The organism is Treponema sp. OMZ 840 (genome assembly GCF_050937815.1).
In the GTDB taxonomy this organism is placed as follows: domain Bacteria; phylum Spirochaetota; class Spirochaetia; order Treponematales; family Treponemataceae; genus Treponema_C.
This window is the reverse complement of the sequence record NZ_JACDIJ010000002.1, coordinates 179,220-196,846: the sequence shown is the minus strand read 5'-3', so window position 1 is coordinate 196,846 and position 17,627 is coordinate 179,220. Positions and strand designations below refer to the sequence as shown.

Annotated in this window: 21 protein-coding genes; 12 read left to right on the top strand and 9 right to left on the bottom strand. The window is 44.2% G+C overall.

From position 1 onward, the window contains the following. Positions 1-47 precede the first annotated feature (47 nt). On the bottom strand, positions 48-1,022 hold the full coding sequence (locus tag H0R92_RS04420; protein ID WP_432961552.1) for an ACP S-malonyltransferase: 975 nt from the start codon (positions 1,020-1,022) through the stop codon (positions 48-50). Between the two features lie 25 nt (positions 1,023-1,047). After that, positions 1,048-2,001: a beta-ketoacyl-ACP synthase III gene (locus tag H0R92_RS04415; RefSeq protein ID WP_432961550.1), complete on the bottom strand. Its 954-nt coding sequence runs from the start codon at positions 1,999-2,001 to the stop codon at positions 1,048-1,050. Positions 2,002-2,220: 219 nt separating this feature from the next. Between H0R92_RS04415 and H0R92_RS04410 the strand changes: the two genes are divergently transcribed. Further along, positions 2,221-4,023 (top strand): flavocytochrome c, encoded by a 1,803-nt coding sequence (locus tag H0R92_RS04410; RefSeq protein ID WP_432961549.1) that lies wholly within the window; start codon positions 2,221-2,223, stop codon positions 4,021-4,023. A 107-nt stretch (positions 4,024-4,130) separates the two neighbouring features. On the opposite strand, the gene H0R92_RS04405 is transcribed toward H0R92_RS04410, so the two are convergent. Next, positions 4,131-4,733 carry a hypothetical protein gene (locus H0R92_RS04405; RefSeq protein WP_432961548.1) on the bottom strand — a complete coding sequence of 201 codons (603 nt, stop codon included), beginning with the start codon at positions 4,731-4,733 and terminating at the stop codon, positions 4,131-4,133. A gap of 175 nt (positions 4,734-4,908) precedes the next feature. On the opposite strand from H0R92_RS04405, the gene H0R92_RS04400 reads away from it, so the two are divergent. From H0R92_RS04400 to H0R92_RS04380, 5 genes are all read left to right on the top strand, one after another. Continuing rightward, positions 4,909-5,835: a permease gene (locus tag H0R92_RS04400; RefSeq protein WP_432961547.1), complete on the top strand. Its 927-nt coding sequence runs from the start codon at positions 4,909-4,911 to the stop codon at positions 5,833-5,835. Beyond that, positions 5,832-6,674, top strand: a complete 843-nt coding sequence (locus H0R92_RS04395; protein WP_432961546.1) for a TIGR03943 family putative permease subunit — start codon at positions 5,832-5,834, stop codon at positions 6,672-6,674. Before H0R92_RS04400 ends, H0R92_RS04395 begins: the two co-directional genes overlap by 4 nt. A gap of 82 nt (positions 6,675-6,756) precedes the next feature. Continuing rightward, positions 6,757-7,506 (top strand): NAD-dependent protein deacylase, encoded by a 750-nt coding sequence (locus H0R92_RS04390; protein WP_432961545.1) that lies wholly within the window; start codon positions 6,757-6,759, stop codon positions 7,504-7,506. 94 nt (positions 7,507-7,600) lie between these two features. Further along, complete coding sequence (locus tag H0R92_RS04385; RefSeq protein ID WP_432961544.1) at positions 7,601-7,858, top strand: BrnA antitoxin family protein; 258 nt, start codon at positions 7,601-7,603, stop codon at positions 7,856-7,858. 112 nt (positions 7,859-7,970) lie between these two features. After that, the gene (locus H0R92_RS04380) at positions 7,971-8,174 is read left to right on the top strand and encodes a hypothetical protein (RefSeq protein ID WP_432961543.1); all 204 of its coding nucleotides are present in this window, start codon (positions 7,971-7,973) and stop codon (positions 8,172-8,174) included. Positions 8,175-8,948: 774 nt separating this feature from the next. On the opposite strand, the gene nadS is transcribed toward H0R92_RS04380, so the two are convergent. Beyond that, positions 8,949-9,263, bottom strand: coding sequence for a NadS family protein (nadS, locus tag H0R92_RS04375; RefSeq protein WP_432961542.1), 315 nt, complete (start codon positions 9,261-9,263; stop codon positions 8,949-8,951). 8 nt (positions 9,264-9,271) lie between these two features. Continuing rightward, on the bottom strand, positions 9,272-9,580 hold the full coding sequence (locus H0R92_RS04370) for a type II toxin-antitoxin system RelE/ParE family toxin (protein ID WP_432961541.1): 309 nt from the start codon (positions 9,578-9,580) through the stop codon (positions 9,272-9,274). A gap of 224 nt (positions 9,581-9,804) precedes the next feature. Between H0R92_RS04370 and H0R92_RS04365 the strand changes: the two genes are divergently transcribed. The 3 genes from H0R92_RS04365 to H0R92_RS04355 all read left to right on the top strand — a co-directional run bounded on the left by H0R92_RS04365 (position 9,805) and on the right by H0R92_RS04355 (position 11,718). Beyond that, positions 9,805-10,086 (top strand): type II toxin-antitoxin system RelE/ParE family toxin, encoded by a 282-nt coding sequence (locus tag H0R92_RS04365; protein WP_432961540.1) that lies wholly within the window; start codon positions 9,805-9,807, stop codon positions 10,084-10,086. 13 nt (positions 10,087-10,099) lie between these two features. Next, complete coding sequence (locus H0R92_RS04360; RefSeq protein WP_432961539.1) at positions 10,100-10,396, top strand: HigA family addiction module antitoxin; 297 nt, start codon at positions 10,100-10,102, stop codon at positions 10,394-10,396. An 89-nt stretch (positions 10,397-10,485) separates the two neighbouring features. Further along, positions 10,486-11,718: an argininosuccinate synthase gene (locus H0R92_RS04355; RefSeq protein WP_432961538.1), complete on the top strand. Its 1,233-nt coding sequence runs from the start codon at positions 10,486-10,488 to the stop codon at positions 11,716-11,718. A gap of 165 nt (positions 11,719-11,883) precedes the next feature. Here the strand turns inward: H0R92_RS04355 and H0R92_RS04350 are convergent, their stop codons facing one another. Next, on the bottom strand, positions 11,884-12,162 hold the full coding sequence (locus H0R92_RS04350; protein WP_432961537.1) for a type II toxin-antitoxin system RelB/DinJ family antitoxin: 279 nt from the start codon (positions 12,160-12,162) through the stop codon (positions 11,884-11,886). Between the two features lie 185 nt (positions 12,163-12,347). Between H0R92_RS04350 and H0R92_RS04345 the strand changes: the two genes are divergently transcribed. Further along, positions 12,348-13,040 (top strand): cytochrome c oxidase assembly factor Coa1 family protein, encoded by a 693-nt coding sequence (locus H0R92_RS04345; RefSeq protein WP_432961536.1) that lies wholly within the window; start codon positions 12,348-12,350, stop codon positions 13,038-13,040. A gap of 70 nt (positions 13,041-13,110) precedes the next feature. On the opposite strand, the gene H0R92_RS04340 is transcribed toward H0R92_RS04345, so the two are convergent. From H0R92_RS04340 to H0R92_RS04330, 3 genes are all read right to left on the bottom strand, one after another. Then, positions 13,111-13,254 (bottom strand): hypothetical protein, encoded by a 144-nt coding sequence (locus H0R92_RS04340; RefSeq protein ID WP_428770626.1) that lies wholly within the window; start codon positions 13,252-13,254, stop codon positions 13,111-13,113. An 11-nt stretch (positions 13,255-13,265) separates the two neighbouring features. Further along, positions 13,266-13,409: a hypothetical protein gene (locus H0R92_RS04335; protein WP_432961535.1), complete on the bottom strand. Its 144-nt coding sequence runs from the start codon at positions 13,407-13,409 to the stop codon at positions 13,266-13,268. 91 nt (positions 13,410-13,500) lie between these two features. Next, positions 13,501-14,037 (bottom strand): DUF2271 domain-containing protein, encoded by a 537-nt coding sequence (locus H0R92_RS04330; protein WP_432961534.1) that lies wholly within the window; start codon positions 14,035-14,037, stop codon positions 13,501-13,503. Between the two features lie 332 nt (positions 14,038-14,369). Between H0R92_RS04330 and H0R92_RS04325 the strand changes: the two genes are divergently transcribed. Continuing rightward, complete coding sequence (locus H0R92_RS04325; RefSeq protein ID WP_432961533.1) at positions 14,370-16,067, top strand: FAD-dependent oxidoreductase; 1,698 nt, start codon at positions 14,370-14,372, stop codon at positions 16,065-16,067. A gap of 38 nt (positions 16,068-16,105) precedes the next feature. Continuing rightward, a complete protein-coding gene (gene argH / locus H0R92_RS04320; RefSeq protein ID WP_432961532.1) occupies positions 16,106-17,566 on the top strand; it encodes an argininosuccinate lyase in 1,461 nt (486 codons plus the stop codon). Positions 17,567-17,627: the final 61 nt, after the last annotated feature.

Sequence of the window (17,627 nt, the reverse complement as noted above, 5' to 3'; positions counted from 1 at the left end):
ATAAAAAATATTCTTTTCCCGATTACAAAGCCCCGCAATCGCCGCCTTTAACAGGCGTGAGCGCTTAAAACCGCGTCCAAACTTTCGGCCGTTCCGGTCGGAAGGCAAGCCGTATCCGAATATCCGCCGTCGCGCCATAAATTGCACAACGTATTTCCCGGCCCGATTTCCAACACCGAACCTATTTGTTCCGCTTTTATAAAAAAAGCGATTTCCTGTTCTTCATCCGTCCACAATACCGGATGAGTGATGTGCAATACGGCATTTTTTTTCGCTTCCGCGCCGCATACAAGGCGTTTTCCCGTTACGTTTGAAAAAAGCGGGATTTTCGGGTCGGAAAAGGTAAAGTCTTTTAAGGCCGCTTCAAATTCGAGTGCCGCATTTTTCATAAGGGGCGAATGGAAGGGGCCTGCAACCGCAAGGCGGATAAAACGCTTTGCTCCCGCTTCTTTGCACAATGTTTCGGCCGTATCCAAACCTTCGGCCGTACCCGATACAACCGTTTGCGCGGGACTGTTCATATTTGCGGCAAAAACATTTCCCGTTTCGGCATTCGAATAAGGCGCTAAAAGCTCACCTATTTTTTCCGCTTCAAGCCGTATAACGGCCGCCATACCGCAGGGTTTTCCCGCCGAAGCTGCTGCTATTTGTTCGCAAGCCGTTTGCATAATACGGCCGCGTTTTTGCACAATCCGCACCGTTGACTCAAAATCCAAAACACCGGAGGCATAGAGGGCGGGAAACTCTCCCAAACTGAAGCCTGCAACGGCGGAAGGAACTATTCCCTTTTCTTTTAAAACCGCCAAAACGGCACATTCAACGGCAGTGATGGCAAGCTGACTTTTATCGCTTCGTGAAAGTTCTTCTTTTTCGGTATTCCATAAAAGTTCCGCTATGTTTTCGCCGGTTATTGAACTCATCTCATCTATAACGGCGCGGGCTTGAGGATGTGCTTTACAAATATCTTCGGCCATCCCCTTAAACTGCGAACCCTGCCCTGAAAATAAAAATACATATTTCATATCTTACAACCTTTTCCGCACTCAGCTAAAACCGTATTACACAGCCGCCCCAAGTAAGTCCTGCACCGAAGCCGGCGCATATTATCGTCATGCCCCTGCGCAGACGGCCGCTTTTTATCAAATCGTCGAGGGTAATCGGAACCGAAGCGGCGGAAGTGTTTCCGTATTCTTCCATATTGCACACGAATTTTGCAAAATCGCAGTGTAAGCGTTTCGCCGCCGCTTCCAAAATCCGCCTGTTCGCCTGATGGCAGACAATTAAATCCGCATCGTCCATGCTCAAACCTTCCCGTTCAAGCAGGATTTTTACCGTATCGGCGATAATTTTTACGGCAAAGGTATAGACGGCGCGCCCGTTCATACGGATATGCCTGTTCTCGTCGATATACAAGTGCTCGGCGCCCCGTCCGTCCGAACCCGAAACCGCGGCACCGATACCGCGGCCGTTTTTTTCAAAGGTATTTTTTAAAAGCACCGCTCCGGCGCCGTCGCCGAACAACACACAGGTGGAACGGTCATTCCAATCCACAATGCGGCTCAATATTTCACAGCCGCACACTAAAGCATAGCGGTTTTTATTCCGCTCCATAAGGGCGGCCGCCGTGTCAAGGGCATATAAAAAGCCCGAACAAGCCGCGGATATGTCGAAACAGGCGGCATTTTTTGCCCCCAATTCGCGCTGTACAATACAGGCATCGGAAGGAAAGCCGCCGTAATCGGGCGTTGCGGTCGCACAGATAATCAAATCGATATCCTGCGCTTTTACAGCCGCACCGTTTTCCAAGCCCTTCATCGCTTCCCTGCACGCAGCGGCAGCCAGCAATGCACCGCTTTGGTTTTTATCCGCAATAAAGCGCGACGAAATCCCCGTGTGGCTTTTTATCCATTCATCCGAGGTATCAAGCTCGGCGGGAAAATCGGCATTTGTCATTTTGCGTGCGGGAAGAGCCTTCCCCGTTCCGTATATTATAACAGCCATTCTCTCTCCGCACACAGGATATGACATTTTAAGTCTTTTTGTCAACACCTAAAAAAAGACAGCCGCCAAAAAAATGCAGGCATACAGAGAAAACAGTCTTGTTAATTTAGACACGGGAAAAATCAAAAAGTTGCAGTAAAAACGGAATCCTACATCTTAAACTCGGTATTTTAAACACCCCTTGTTGTATTTTGACTACAATTATTGTAATATATATAAATGAAACAAATTATTATATATTTAAAAACTTTTGCTTTTATCTGTATCCTCTACCTTCTTTTTTCCGCCTGTTCGGACGAAGTAAAAAACGGCAAACCGATATCGGCGAAAAAAATCAACCTTCAAGACGGCGTATATATTTTTTCTTCGGGCGGAAACAACGGAATCGTTGAACTGCAAACCACTGTCAAAAACGGAGCCATTTTTTCTATCGACGTTTTACAATCATCGGAAAAAGAGGGAATCGGCGGGAAGGCAATATTCCTTATATCGAAGGCGGCAATCGACTCCAACTCTATAAATATAGACGGAATCAGCGGTGCAACGATAACCTCTTCCTGTGTAAAAAGAATTTTAAAAGAAACATTGCTTGCCGCCGGCGCTTCAAAAAAACAAATACAATCGATGCCTCTTGTTTTACCGGTCCCCGAACCGGATATAACGACCTATTCTTATGATGTTATTGTTATCGGTGCAGGAGGAGCGGGATTGACGGCTGCACTGACGGCGCGGGAAAAAGGCGCACGGGTTGCCGTTTTGGAAAAAAACGGCTTTGCCGGCGGAAACACTCAGATATCGGGCGGGGCACTAAGCGTTCCCGGAACCGATTTACAGATGCAAAAAGGAATTCGCGATTCGCCGGAACAATTTATTCAAGATATCGTTGCAGGCGGCGATAATAAAAACGACATCACGCTTATCGAAATTCTGACAAAAAATGCCCTCGGTTCGTATGAATGGCTGCGGGATAACATAGGCGTTGCTTTTCAACAAAACCATGTCCGACAGTTCGGAGGACATTCCGTTCCCCGTACATATATTCCCGAAGAAAATTCGGGCGATGCAATTATTCGGCCCCTATTAAAAAAATGTGAAGATTTGAATATCGATTTTTTTTACAACACAAAAGCGGTAAAATTAATTCGCAATTATGAGGCGGTAAACGGTATTATTGCAAAAAACAATAAAACAACAATTACCTTTTATGCTTCACGCGGAGTTATACTGGCAACCGGCGGCTTCGGTGCAAATTTAGCTATGAGGGAGCAATATAACCCGAATTTCGGTAAAAAATATAAAACAACCTGTCTTTTGTCTTCATCGGGAGACGGAATTACTATGGCACAGGAAGCCGGTGCAAAAATAATCGATATGGAGTATATTCAAGTATATCCGGCTTGCAATCCGTTAAACGGAACTATTTCTTATGTTGCCAATGCCAGGTTTGACGGTGCCGTATTAGTCAATAAAGAAGGCAAGCGCTTTACCGATGAGGGCGGCAGGCGCGATGTAATCTCTCAAGCAATTCTCGCTCAAACGGATGGATGCGCTTACTTGGTGTGGGGGAATGAAATCGAATCGATAGGAAAAATGACAGAACTTCATGCAATCGAATATAAAAATTTGGAAAAAAATAAATTGATTATAAAAGCGGACAGCTTAAAAGAAGCGGCTGCCTTTTTCGGCATTGACGAAAAAGCATTCAGTGCCGAAATCGAAAAATTCAATACCTTCGCTGCAAATAAAAAAGATACCGATTTTAATAAAACGGGAGCTTTGCGCAAAATCGAAACGGGTCCGTTCTTTATTCAAAAAGTGTCGCCCGCTACCCACCACACAATGGGAGGACTTGCGATTAACGAAAAAGCTCAGGTAAAGTCGGCAGACGGCGGTTTTATCAAAGGGCTGTATGCTGCAGGCGAAGTTACCGGCGGCATTCACGGCACAAACAGATTGGGCGGTAATGCGATAACCGATATTATCACCTTTGGCCGTATTGCGGGACAAAACGCAGCGGAATAAAATCAATAAAATTCGGAGCGCAAAGAAGAAAACCGATTGCAAAATATCGGTCTTCTTTGCGTTTACATCCGCTGCTGATACCGGCGTGATTTGCCCGGCGTCGCAGACTAGGGTCCCATAATCGCAATCACGCAAGCGTCGGGATTATCATTCATCATTTTCCGCATTCGTGCGGTAAAACGTTTGTAAAAATCTATTGCGCAGCCTATATTTTCGCGCATACATTTTTCCGCTCGATCGGGTTCTTTTGGGACGTATCCTTTTTGAATGTATTCTTCGAGATTTATGACTTCATCATCCGATATGTAATTAAAATGAGGCGCCATAGATTTTTTTAACTCATCGGTCAAGGGATTATCATAATCGTTTTCAAATAAATCGGCATAGGTATCTATCTCATTCAGCATACGTTCCATTGCTTCATACGTGTAAAAATTATATTCCAAATACCATTCAAACTCCGCAGGAACGGCGCGCGATATATCATAGTAATCACGTTTTACATTGTATTCAAGGTCGGTATCAAAATATTTTTTAAAAAAATAGTACAGAAAATGAAGAATATCATCTTCTTCTATGGAAATCTCATCCGCGTACAATTTAACATCAAAAACGTCATCTTCTTTATTCTTTTTCAAAACGGCAGGATGAAACCAAAAATACGATGAAGGATCGTGACCTTCAATAATTTCTATTTCAAATGTCCGCATTATCCGAGAACCCCTGACATATGATTTTTAAGTATACATCCGCTTAAAGTATCGATGTTTTTCGAGCATATTTGCAGTATATATCAAGATGAACGTATTGACAACGATAAAATCGATAAGATTTGCAGCTTACTTGCCTTACGGCTTTTTTTTGTATATAATCCGAAGTCTTCTTATGAGTCAAACAATTCAAGCTTTTTTAGGAATTATTTTACAGGCCTTTCCCTTTTTAATTACGGGAGTGCTTTTATCCTCTCTTATAGGAATGTTTGTGTCGCGCCGCTTTATAGAGCGGTATTTTCCGAAAAACCTTGCAGGCGGTATTGTCTTTGCCTTAATCGGAGGATTTTGTCTTCCCGTTTGCGACTGCGTTTCGATTCCCGTGTTCCGCTCGCTTGTAAAAAAAGGTATTCCGCTCACGTCGGCAATCGTTTTTATGTGCGCCTCTCCGGTTATAAATCCCGTGGTTATCCTTTCCACCTACTACGCTTTCGGCGGCAATGTGCGCATTGTTGCGGCGCGAGCCTTGCTGGGCATTGTCTGTGCGGTACTGACCGGTCTGTCTTTTTTAATTAAAAAACCGCATAATCCCCTCAAACACGGAGAAACCGAATCTTCCTGTACCTGCTCATGCTGTGAAGCCGGAACGGATTCACATACGGAAAAGCCGCACGCAGGGGCCTTCAATACGCTCGTTCATTTTTTGGAGCACGCAAGGCGCGAGTTTTTTGAAGTCGGCTCTTATCTTATAATCGGGGCGGCTCTTTCCGCGGCCTTTCAAACCCTCGGCGGAAAACTTCCCCTGATTACGGGAAACACGGGTAAAGCGCTTTCTTTATTTATTATGATGAGCTTTGCCTTTTTGCTTTCGCTGTGTTCTTCCTCGGATGCGGTTATAGGCAGAACCTTTATCCCGCGCTTTTCGCTCGGTTCGGTTATGGGTTTCCTCGTTTTTGGCCCGATGATGGATATTAAAAACATGCTTATGCTTTCAAGCGGCTTTAGTAAGCGCTTTACCTTCCGCCTGCTTATATCGTCATTTACGGTGTGTTATCTTGTAGTGCTCGGCGCAATGCTTTCGGGCCTGGAGGCTTTACTGTGACTAAAAAAGAACGCATACAGCTTTATATTGAAGCTGCAGCATGCGCCGTATTCGGCTTTTTTCTTTTAAAATCCGTTATCGAAGGCGGATATCTTGTGTACGTTACGCCGCGCATAAAGCCCTGGCTTATATTTACGGCGGCGATTATGTTTTTGTGGAGCTTTTCGGCCTTTAAAAGTTCGAAAGAAGCGCATTATCCGCTTTCTGCGACATCGGTTTTTGTATTGCTTATTCCGCTTGTACTCATGCTCTTACCGCTTGAAAAAACCGGCATAGACAAGGTTTCCTTTGCAGGCTCCCCGGCGTTTTCATCACGCTCCGCTCCGCCCGCCCTTGCCGAAACAATGAATCCGTTTTTAAATCCTCCGGCGGAAAACAAAGCTTTCCCGGTACAAAAAAAAGAAATCGATGAGGACTCTCTTTTACAAAAAAAGCCCAAGCCCTATACAAAGCTTGCAGGCTATGATGCCGAAAACCGCAGTATTACCGTGCATAATGATGATTTTTTGGATTGGACGGATGCCGTTTATAAACACCCCGCTGATTTTGACGGCTGGCATATTGAAATTACGGGTATGATTTTTTATGACAGTCAATTTATGAAAGAAAACGAATTTATTCCCGCCCGCCTTCTTATGGTGTGCTGTGCCGCCGACCTTGTACCTTACGGCCTTATTTGCCGTTACGATAACGCGCATAATTTGGAAAAAGGGAAATGGGTAACCGTGAGCGGCACCCTTTCCGTAGGCACTTATCACGGAAATCCCGAACCGCAAATCCTTGTGGAATCGATAAGTCCGGCTGAACGCGCTGAAGAATACGTCTATCCGCGCCGTTAGCCGGTACCGTTCGGGAGGCTCTCCGGCCGCAGCCCCGCTTTTCCGTCTTGACAGGGACATTTTTCGGGCGCATACTGTGTGTATGAGCGACAGCGAATCGGTAGAAAAACTTCAAAAAATTATAGACGAAAGCTCTTCCGTCGTGTTTTTCGGCGGAGCGGGCGTTTCAACCGAAAGCGGCATTCCCGACTTCCGCAGCACCGACGGCTTATACAACCAACAGTGGCGCTACCCGCCCGAAACGATTTTAAGCCGCAGCTTTTTTTATGCACAAACCGCCGAATTTTACCGCTTTTACCGCGCAAAAATCATCGTTCAGGGAGCAAAACCGAACCCCGCGCATATAAAACTTGCCGAACTTGAAAAAGCGGGCAAGGTTAAGGCGGTTATCACCCAAAACATAGACGGTCTTCATCAGGCGGCAGGAAGCGAGGTTGTATACGAACTTCACGGAAGCATTTTACGCAATTACTGCGAACACTGCCGCGCCTTTTATTCGCTTGAAGATATTATACAAAACAAGGGAGCCGACGGCATTCCGCACTGTACAAAAACCGCAGGCTGCGCGGGGGTCATCAAGCCCGACGTTGTCCTCTACGAAGAAAGCTTAAACACCGACGTGCTTACCAAAAGCATTGAAGCAATCCGAAACGCCGACACCCTCATCATAGGCGGAACTTCCCTCGCCGTCTACCCTGCAGCTTCCCTTATTCACTACTTTAGGGACAGCCGCCTCGTCCTTATAAACAAGGGCGAAACCTCCGCCGACACGAGGGCCGACTTACTTATACGCGAGCCCATCGGACAGGTGTTTGAGCGGATTCGGGTGTAGGGAAAAGAAGTGAAACTTTTCCTCAAACGCAAGTAAAGAAGGGGCAGCGGACAAGGGAGCTTAGGCAACGATACCGATATAAAGGAAAAACGTTATGAACAATGGTGCAGACAATTTTACGGCTGAACGAATTGCAAAGCTCCGCCAAAACATTGATTTTTCGGACATTCCCGAAATTGAAACCTTTTCGGACGGACATCTGCGAAATTGGAAACCGATAAAAAAGCCGGTATCTTTTAGGATAGATCTCGATAATTTGCAGTGGTTACAAAGCGCAGGTGTTAAAGGTTATCAAAAAAAGATGAACGAAGTAATCCGTTGGGCACGGCAAAACGGTTGCCCCTTAATTTAAACTTAATCGGTACAAATAATACTAAAATGAGAGAGAAAATTGTAAAATTGTTACTGTATTTACACCACTGGCTGCCGCAGCCTCCCAGGTATGAAACGGAAGGAGGAATATTATGGATTGGGGCACATGGCTGTTGATATTTTTTGCCTTTCTCATTTATATAAATATTTTTTTGATAGCTATATTGAAACCATATTTTAGAAAGAAAAAAAATATAGAAGCAAAATATGGCATTGGCGGTATTATACTTTTTATTTTTCAGACAGCCGTTTTATTGGGTTTCTTAATTTTGTGGTTTCTAGGACAGTTAGATTGATAATATATTCAGGAAGAATACCGGGAAGAAATATTGATTTTGCTAACAAAGATTCTTCAAAGAAGGCGAAAAATATATGCAACTGCAGTCTAGTTCTAAAGTTCTTTTAGATTATTGGGAAAATCCGCTTGATTTTTTTGTTTTTGAGAAGAAAGATAATAATGTCTGTATTCGATACTTCAAAAGAGTTTTATCTATAAATAATAGATGGCCGTGTTCAAAATTAATTCGTAAGTGGTGCAATAAACACTCAGTAGAGAGGTTAATATGGGAAGTCTTTTCTGTATTTCAAATATCTTTATTTTGGTATTTACTTTTTTTTACAAATTTGGGGAATTCGTTGTATATTCATCTTTGGAAGAATAATAAAAACACCAGATAAAATATTATTTATTATGCCAATTTTTATTCCTATAAAGACAATAAAAGAAAATTTGACTTATATGCATAGCAAATGTACAATAAAAAAGCGTAGCAGCATTCTTGTAAAACAATCGATTTTCCGTCCCTGACAGACGAACAGAAAAAAGAACTTGAATATCCGGATAAAATGCCCAAGCCGGATATTCATACAAAATCGACAATGATAATCTTGCCCGTTTCAAACAGGGCGGCAGAAGGTATCGGACACAACTCAATAATTGTTATTATTCAGATGTGATATAAAAAGCATTATATAGACACGTGAGAAATTGAAACTTAATAAGCACTCCCGCCCGCAAGTAACGACGGGGCAGCGGACAAGGAAGCAAGCTCCTTAAAATGATGCGGCCTTTATAAATTGCCGAGTAATATTCCTTCAACATATTCGGGATTTGCCGAAACAATCTTTAAAAGAGATAAGGCCGCTCCGTCAGGTTTCCGTCTGCCTTGTTCCCAATTCCTTAAAGTTCCGATACTGATATTCAGCATTGCCGCAAATTCTTCCTGTGTTTTATTTGTTTTTCCCCGTATAGCCGATATATCAAGGGGTTCCGGTCTAAAAACGCGCGAGGGTTTCAGTTTTCCTTTTTCAATTAAAGCGGCCTCTTGTATACTTTGTATAAGTTCTCCGAACATCTCATCATTCATTTTTTTTGTCTTAAACACAATACCTCCTATAAATCATTAACAACTTTTGCCAACATATTTATCTGTCTTCTTGACAAGGACTCCGCCTCGTGCTTTGAATAGGCACACAATAAATATATTTTTGCTTCCGTCTTTATAAAATAAATAATTCGTACTCCGCCGCTTTTACCCGCATTTTTCGTTTTCCATCTTATTTTTCTGATACCGCCGCCGCCTTTAATCAGCTTTCCTTTTAGCGGATTAAAGATCAAGTATTCTCTAAATTCCGCATAGGTTTTTTCGTCAAGAAGCCGGTTTATCTGTTTTGTAAAAATCGACGTTTCTATGAGTTCCACGCTTTTAGTATACGCCAATGACGTATACCTGTCAAGAATTTTTGGTGTGAAGAGCTACATAGAAATATTAAGAAACACGCACCGCAGCGAGATTTACCGCGGCAAGTAAAGAAGGGGTAGCGGACAAGGGAGCTTAGAGCGACCTTGGAAGCGAGGGGAAGCCCTTCCCCTACAAAAATAATAGCGATTGACAATACTATTGCGCAGTAGTACTATTAAAATATATGATATACTCGTGGGGAAATAAAGACACCGAAAAGATATGGAACGGTTTTTTTGTACGTTCTTTGCCTCATGATATACAGTGCATTGCAAAAAGAAAATTAGTACATATACACGCAGCAAAAAATATTGACGATTTGAGAGTTCCGCCGGGAAATCGGTTGGAAAAACTCGGCGGAGACAAGGCGGGAATATGGTCTATACGGATAAATGAGCAATGGCGCATTTGTTTTAGATGGGAAGCGGGAAACGCTTTTGACGTTATAATAATTGATTATCATTGAGCGGGAGACGGAAATGAAAAAAAAAATCAGTCCCATTCATCCGGGAGAAATACTGCGTGAAGACTTTTTAATTCCGATGAACATAAGTGCCTATAGGCTGGCAAAAGATACTTTTATCGACCAAACGCGGATAAGCGAAATTATTAAAGGGAAACGCTCCGTAACGATAGATACTGCCCTGCGCTTTTCCGAATATTTCGGTACAAGTGCCGAATTTTGGATAAATATACAAACCCAATATGATATGGAAATCAAACGGAACCTGCTGCAAGACGAGCTGAAAAAAATCCGTCCTGTAAAATATGCATAAGACGAATATTTTTTACGCCCTTCTCTGCTTGCATAAATTATGTATAAATGATATAATTTACGTATATTTATACAAAAAAGGCGGTTTCTATGAATAAAGAAAAAATCATATTGTCATATTCGGGCGGTTTGGATACGACGGTTATTATTCCCTGGCTTGCCGAAAACTTCGACTACGAGGTGATTGCGGTGTGCGTCAATGTGGGGCAAAAAGAGGACTGGGACGGTATAAAAAAGCGTGCCCTTGCGACGGGTGCAAAGGATTGTATTATAGTCGATGCGCGCGAAGAGTATGTGAAGGACTATATTTTTCCCGCGTTGAAGGCTCAGGCGGTGTACGAAAGCTCTTATTTATTGGGAACGGCGACGGCGCGCCCGCTTATCGGAAAGATTCTTGCCGAAACGGCGCATAAAGAGGGGGCCTCTGCGATTTGTCACGGTGCGACGGGTAAGGGTAACGATCAAATCCGTTTTGAACTTGCGATAAAGGCTTTTGCCCCGGACGTTAAAATTATTGCGGCATGGCGCCATCCCAAATGGGATATGGACAGCCGGGAAGCCGAAATCGCCTATCTTGAAAAACGGGGCATTCCCGTTCCGATGAAAAAGGATCAATCCTACAGCCGGGATGAAAACATTTGGCATTTGTCGCATGAGGGCTTGGAATTGGAAGTGCCGGAAAACGAAGCGAATTACAAGCACATGCTCAAATTGACGACGGTTCCCGAAGAAGCTCCCGAATCGGGCGAATACGTGAGTATCGACTTTGAAAAGGGGGTACCGGTCGGCGTAAACGGTCAAAAGCTTTCTCCTGCGGCCTTGGTTGACGAGCTGAACAAAATAGGCGGGCGGAACGGTGTGGGCTTAACCGACCTTGTGGAAAACCGTGTTGTGGGCATAAAAAGCCGGGGTGTCTATGAAACGCCGGGCGGAAGCATTTTATATTTTGCCCATGAAATGCTTGAACACTTGTGCCTCGACCGCGATACCTATCAGTTTAAGCAGCATATCGCCCTTAAGATAAGCGAATTGATTTACGGCGGCAAGTGGTTTACGCCCCTTATGCGCGCCCTTAACGCCTTTGTCGATTCGACGCAAAACACGGTTACGGGAAATGTAAAGCTCAAGCTCTATAAGGGCTCGATACGGGCGGCAGGCTCTTCTTCGCCCTATTCTTTGTACAACGAAAGCATTGCAAGCTTTAAAACGGGAGACTTGTACGACCATCATGACGCCGAAGGCTTTATTACCCTTTACGGGCTTCCGACAGCGGTACGCGCTATGATGGAAAAGGAAAACGGACTTCCTCCGCAGTCGCTGTAAAGACGGGTACGCGGCGGCCGTTCCGGTAGATGGTGCGGCAGCCGGCGGGAGCCGGGAAAGTGCGTATGGGCAGCTTAAAGCGGATTTTATTCCTTTATTTTTTGAAAATATCGCTATGCGTTCCCGTATCAACAAGCGTCATTACTAAAACACTTTCCTTCTTTATCATGCTTCACAATCTGCAAGTAATTCTTTTGCATTTTTGTAGGATTTAGCGGAAGCATCACGGCTGATTTTCCGTGCTTCATTAATTGCTTCTAAAACCGATAATGAGAATTCTTCTTGCGGAGGGACAATTTCAAAAGGAATCCTTTGTTGATTTATAGCTTGTTTTAAAAACAATCTGATTGCAGTTGTTGTATCAATACCCAATGAATTAAAAAGCATGTCCGCTTCTTTTTTTATTTGACTGTCGATTCTGGTTTGCAATACGGCCATTGGCATAATCAACTCTCCTTTATACAGTGTTTTATATTACAAATATATTATATTTACAGTGTATTTGCAACATTTTTTATTAAAATTTCCGTCTTTTTATATAAAAGATATAAGGTACTAAAGCCTTATTTTTTGAATTGAAAATTCGGCCGCTTGCGAATATAATAATATAATAAAGGGAGGCATAAAAATTGGCAAACGCTTTTATTTTTTTTATCTTTTTGTTATTGTGGCTTGGCCCTGTAATTCCCGGTATCATCGTCGCAAAAAAGAAAAACCGTTCCGTACATTGGATGTGGCTTTCCGTTTGGCCCGGAATCGGTTTATGGGTATTGATAATCATGATTATTTTAAAGCCCTTAAAAGTATGTTCGGTTTGCGGTAAAAAAGTCGGGCAGGAGGCGAAGGTGTGTCCGTATTGCACTACACCGTACGAACGGATTCCCCGCTCGGAAGAAGAACGGAAGATCGAAAAGAAAGAATCGATGATAAAACTCATCGGTATTATAAGTATTGCGTTTGTAATAGCGTCTGTTTTTATTACCGTTATTTTTGTTTCGGTAACTGCGGCATTTACGAATTCCGAACCCTATCAACATACAATAAAACTGATACGGGATAATCCGGAACTGCAAGAGTATCTGGGTGAAAACTTTGAACGAAAAGGCATGATAAGCGGTTCAATAAGCACAAGCGGAGACTCATCGGGTAAAGCAGTCATGTCATTCAAATTAAAAGGACGAAACGGAATATCGAGGGTCTATGTTGACGCTTACAAAGAAAACGGAATTTGGAATTACAACAAGATAGTGTTTTATAAAAAACCGGGCGAACCGGAATCGGTTAATTTGTTGGATACACCCGATATTAAATCAAACCGATAACCTGCTATCTCCTCTTCATGCAATAATAATGCGACGCTGTTTTTGCAAATTGCTATATCTTTGTATGACTTCATCTATTGTCTTTATGGCGTATCAGCCATTGTTTTATTTCTTCTTTTTCAATTTTTCCGGAAGCAACACCTAAACCGAGCAGCGTCAATTCTTCTTGAGAATAAATGATTCTTTTTTGATTTATTTCTAAAAACAGCAACATCAAATGGACTCCTATTCTCTTATTTCCTTATAAGCTTCCATATTTTGATTTATAAGCGAATCCGAAACGGCATACAGCTCTTCATTCGGAATTGTCCGGAATTGAGTTTTGTCTTCATCCAAAACGGTAATTATTACTTTCCGTCCGTTATACATCACATATCTCCGCAAATCCCGGCGGAGTTTTATCAAAATTCAAAACTGGTACTACCGACTCAATATCAACCGTGCCCACACAAAATGTAATTCATCGTATCTCTACATTCGTAATTAAATTCTGTTCATTATCGCCCGCTCCGGACATTTTTTCCGTAACTTCGCCTATTGCGACGGTTTTCTCATCTATTTTGATCTCACACACAAACAAGACACGATGTTCCCATTTTATCGTCGCTTCAATACATATTTTGTAAACGCCCTTTTCTACAACTTGCCCCGTCTCATCTTTCATATCCCATTCAAATCGGACAGGCCCCGATTTAGGCGTTGCACCGCTTACGGAATCCGTTTGGGCATCCTTTACCGCCTTTCTCCACGAGGGTAAACTTTCAGGTCTCTTTTCCCATCCCCTGTCTGCCGTAAACTTCGTCACAAAGATATTTTTGACAAGCACGCCCTGTTCATTTTCAACCCATACGGCAAATTGATTGCTTGCAAGACCGAGTTTTCTCGTAAAATCAAAATTGATGCGTATATCTTTTTCCCGATTATGTAATTCCTGCGCAGATACTTTTACAAAAACCAACGCAAAAAGACTCAACATACACAAGAATAATTTTTTCATACTATACCTGCCTTTTATAATTATTTTTCGGCACTTTCCGGAGTTCCGCTATCGCTCCATTTCTACGGAAAAGGACTTTGGTGCTGAAAAGCCGTTTTTTTCGGCCGCCTCAAATTCCTCCCCCTTTAATCCTTACCGCATTAAAAGTTCATCCATAAATAAGTATATCTGAAACCCCCAATTAAAACAAGCATTCCAATATACTGCCGTAACCCTCATCTTCCCCTAAGTGACTTTGTAACCCTCCGTATTTGACAACTATTTATACTGATGTTAAAATCCGCTTATACAGAGCCGCCGGCACTTTAGGCGGTTTTTATCGGAGGTTCGTTATGAGTAAAAAGGTTGTCATTATAGGCGGTGTTGCAGGAGGCGCTTCGGTTGCGGCGCGTTTACGCAGACTTGACGAGGGAGCCGACATTACGATGTTTGAACGCGGAGAACATGTTTCTTTTTCAAACTGCGCCCTTCCCTTTTTTCTGAGCCGCACGGTTGAAGACAGCGAACGTCTTGTTTTAATGAACCCTTCCAAATTCTTAAAGCAGTATAATATCAAAGCAAAAACAAAACATGAAGTTTTAAAAATCAATCCCGAACAAAAAACGGTACTCGTAAAAGACCTCGATACGGGAAAAGAATTCGGCGAAAGCTATGACGTCCTCCTGCTTTCCCCCGGAGCGCGCCCCGTTTTGCCGCGCAGTATTAAGGGAATCGATAAAAGCCACGTTTTCGGTATCAGAAACGTAACCGATATCCGCGCTCTTGACGATTATATCGGAAAGCACAATGCCGAACACATAACCGTTGTCGGCGCGGGCTTTATCGGTATCGAAGCGGCGGAAAACCTCCGTCATGCGGGAAAAAAGGTAACGGTCGTCGAAAAACTGAACCAGATTTTGCCCGTTTTCGATTACGATATGGTACAGATTTTACACAAAGAAATGTACGATAAGGGAATCAATCTGATTTTGGAAAACGGTTTAAGCGAAATTACCGACACCGAAGTAATTCTTGAAAACGGCGCTAAAATAAAATCGGATGTTGTGATTTGTGCTATCGGAGTTGCCGCCGAAACCGAGCTTGCCAAAGACTGCGGAATTGAAATCGGCGAAACGGGGGCCATAAAAGTCAATCACAATTACGAAACGAGTATAAAAGACATCTATGCCGTCGGCGATGCGATTGAAGTTACGCACCGCATTACTCGCAAAAAAGCGCGGCTTACCCTTGCAGGCCCCGCCCAAAAACAGGCACGCGCGGCAGCCGATGCAATATGCGGCAAAAAAAGTACAAACCGCGGCGTTATCGGTTCTTCGGTTATCAGGTGCTTCGATTTTAATGCCGCTTCAACCGGCTTAAACGAAAAGCAATGCAAGGCCGCAGGAATCGATTACGACTATGCATATATCATCCCCGCCGACAAGGTGTCGATTATGCCCGACGCTCACCCGCTTTTTTTCAAATTGCTTTTTGCCCGGCCCACAGGCGAGATTCTCGGTGCCCAAGCAATCGGTAAGGGAAACGCCGATAAGCGCATAGACGTTATCGCAGCGATGATAGGCATGGGAGCAACAGTCGAAGACTTAAAAGAAGCCGAACTTTGCTATTCGCCACTTTACGGAACCGCAAAGGATGCGGTAAATTACGCGGCCCTCGTCGCATCCAACCTTTTGGACGGAACATTCCGCCAAGTACACGTAAGCGATGTGCGCACTTTGGTTGAAAGCGGCGCCCGGTTTATCGATGTACGCGAAAAACACGAATTCGAAGCGGCTCATATCAAAAACGCAACAAACATCCCCTTAAGCGAATTGCGCGAGCGCATACACGAGATTCCCTCGGATAAGCCCGTGTACGTACACTGCCGTTCCGGTCAGCGCAGTTACAATGCCGTCTGCGCACTGCAGGGTGCGGGGAGGACAAACGTGTACAATGTTTCCGGCTCCTTTTTGGGTTTGTGCGAATACGAATATTTTACGGACCGGATTTCAGGCCGCGAGCCCATTGTAACCGCGTATAATTTTAAGTAAACTGAAGAGGTATTACACTATAAAGGCGGAACAATCCTATGCACACCAAAAACACACAAACCGATACTCAAAAAAACGCGCCCGCAGTTAATGCGCTCGCATCTAATGCGCTTTGGCAGGGGCGCTTTGAAAAAAAACTCTCCGATCAGGCGCTTGCATTCGAAACCTCCATTCACGTCGATTCGCTCATGGTTTTCGACGATATAAACGGAAGCATTGCGCACGTAAAAATGCTCGGCGCACAAAACATCATACCGCATCAAGAGGCAAAAGCGATTGCGGATGAACTGCATAAAATAGAAGACGATATCCGTTCCGGCGCTTTGACAATCGACACGGGCTTTGAAGACATCCATTCTTTTATAGAACATGTTTTAACCGAGCGTCTCGGCGATACGGGGAAAAAAGTACATACAGGCAGAAGCAGAAACGACCAAATCGCCCTTGACGAACGCCTGTATCTGAGGCGCACAATCTCCGCCTTACAAAAGCGCATACTGACTTTAATCAATGCTCTGTGTACGATTGCCGAAGACCATACCGAAAGCCTTATAAGCGGCTACACCCACTTGCAGCGTGCCCAGCCGGTAAGCCTTGCCCAGCATCTTTGTGCATGGGCATGGATGCTCAAGCGCGATTACGGCCGCTTTTCCGATGCCCTCGGCCGCGCAAACCTGTCGCCCCTCGGAAGTGCCGCCCTTGCAGGAAGCGGCCTTCCCCTCGACCGCTCATACACGGCACAAGAACTGGGCTTTGACGGTATCGTTCCCAATTCCATGGACGCCGTTGCCGACCGCGACTATTGTATCGAAACGGTTTCGGCCGCCGCCTTATGCATGACCCACCTTTCGCGCTTTTGTGAAGAAATCATCCTGTGGGCGTCGAGCGAATTCGGTTTTATCGATTTGGACGAACAGTGGTCTACCGGTTCAAGTATTATGCCGCAAAAGAAAAATCCCGACTTTGCCGAATTAATCCGCGGCAGGACGGGACTGGTCTACGGAGATTTAACGGCCCTCTTTACGATGATGAAGGGCCTTCCGCTCGCCTACAACCGCGATATGCAGGAAGATAAAATAAGCCTGTTCCGCGCATGCGGAACCCTCGATTCCTGTCTTGAAGTTTTTACCGAAATGATTAAAACCGCAAAGTGGAACACCGAGCGCATGGCAGCTTCATGCCGCGGCGGTTTTGCAAACGCCACCGACCTTGCCGATTATTTGGTAAAAAAAGGAATGCCCTTCAGAACCGCTCACGGCTGTGCGGCAGCGGCGGTACGGCTTTGTATCGAGCGCGGCATTCAGCTTGAAGACCTTCCTTTGGAAGAATATAAGGCGATTTCGCCGCTTATCGAAAAGGATGTTTTTGAACGCCTTGAACCTTCGGCATGCCTTAAAGCAAAAAATACGGCGGGAGGCGCCGCTCCGGAACAAGTTGTCCGCCAGCTTGAAAGCTTACGCAGGTTTTACACACAAGCGGTGCAGGCAAAAAAAGAGTAAACGCAGCGGATTTTTTTAAGATGCACATAAAAGCCTGCTTGACTTTCACAATTGTTTTATG

Bases quoted from the DNA above. Each gene is read 5' to 3' on its own strand.
- H0R92_RS04420 (WP_432961552.1), bottom strand. From the start codon at position 1,022: ATGAAATATGTATTTTTATTTTCAGGGCAGGGTTCGCAGTTTAAGGGG.
- H0R92_RS04415 (WP_432961550.1), bottom strand. From the start codon at position 2,001: ATGGCTGTTATAATATACGGAACGGGGAAGGCTCTTCCCGCACGCAAA.
- H0R92_RS04410 (WP_432961549.1), top strand. From the start codon at position 2,221: ATGAAACAAATTATTATATATTTAAAAACTTTTGCTTTTATCTGTATC.
- H0R92_RS04405 (WP_432961548.1), bottom strand. From the start codon at position 4,733: ATGCGGACATTTGAAATAGAAATTATTGAAGGTCACGATCCTTCATCG.
- H0R92_RS04400 (WP_432961547.1), top strand. From the start codon at position 4,909: ATGAGTCAAACAATTCAAGCTTTTTTAGGAATTATTTTACAGGCCTTT.
- H0R92_RS04390 (WP_432961545.1), top strand. From the start codon at position 6,757: ATGAGCGACAGCGAATCGGTAGAAAAACTTCAAAAAATTATAGACGAA.
- H0R92_RS04385 (WP_432961544.1), top strand. From the start codon at position 7,601: ATGAACAATGGTGCAGACAATTTTACGGCTGAACGAATTGCAAAGCTC.
- H0R92_RS04380 (WP_432961543.1), top strand. From the start codon at position 7,971: ATGGATTGGGGCACATGGCTGTTGATATTTTTTGCCTTTCTCATTTAT.
- H0R92_RS04365 (WP_432961540.1), top strand. From the start codon at position 9,805: ATGATATACTCGTGGGGAAATAAAGACACCGAAAAGATATGGAACGGT.
- H0R92_RS04360 (WP_432961539.1), top strand. From the start codon at position 10,100: ATGAAAAAAAAAATCAGTCCCATTCATCCGGGAGAAATACTGCGTGAA.
- H0R92_RS04355 (WP_432961538.1), top strand. From the start codon at position 10,486: ATGAATAAAGAAAAAATCATATTGTCATATTCGGGCGGTTTGGATACG.
- H0R92_RS04350 (WP_432961537.1), bottom strand. From the start codon at position 12,162: ATGCCAATGGCCGTATTGCAAACCAGAATCGACAGTCAAATAAAAAAA.
- H0R92_RS04340 (WP_428770626.1), bottom strand. From the start codon at position 13,254: ATGTTGCTGTTTTTAGAAATAAATCAAAAAAGAATCATTTATTCTCAA.
- H0R92_RS04335 (WP_432961535.1), bottom strand. From the start codon at position 13,409: ATGTATAACGGACGGAAAGTAATAATTACCGTTTTGGATGAAGACAAA.
- H0R92_RS04330 (WP_432961534.1), bottom strand. From the start codon at position 14,037: ATGAAAAAATTATTCTTGTGTATGTTGAGTCTTTTTGCGTTGGTTTTT.
- H0R92_RS04325 (WP_432961533.1), top strand. From the start codon at position 14,370: ATGAGTAAAAAGGTTGTCATTATAGGCGGTGTTGCAGGAGGCGCTTCG.
- argH (WP_432961532.1), top strand. From the start codon at position 16,106: ATGCACACCAAAAACACACAAACCGATACTCAAAAAAACGCGCCCGCA.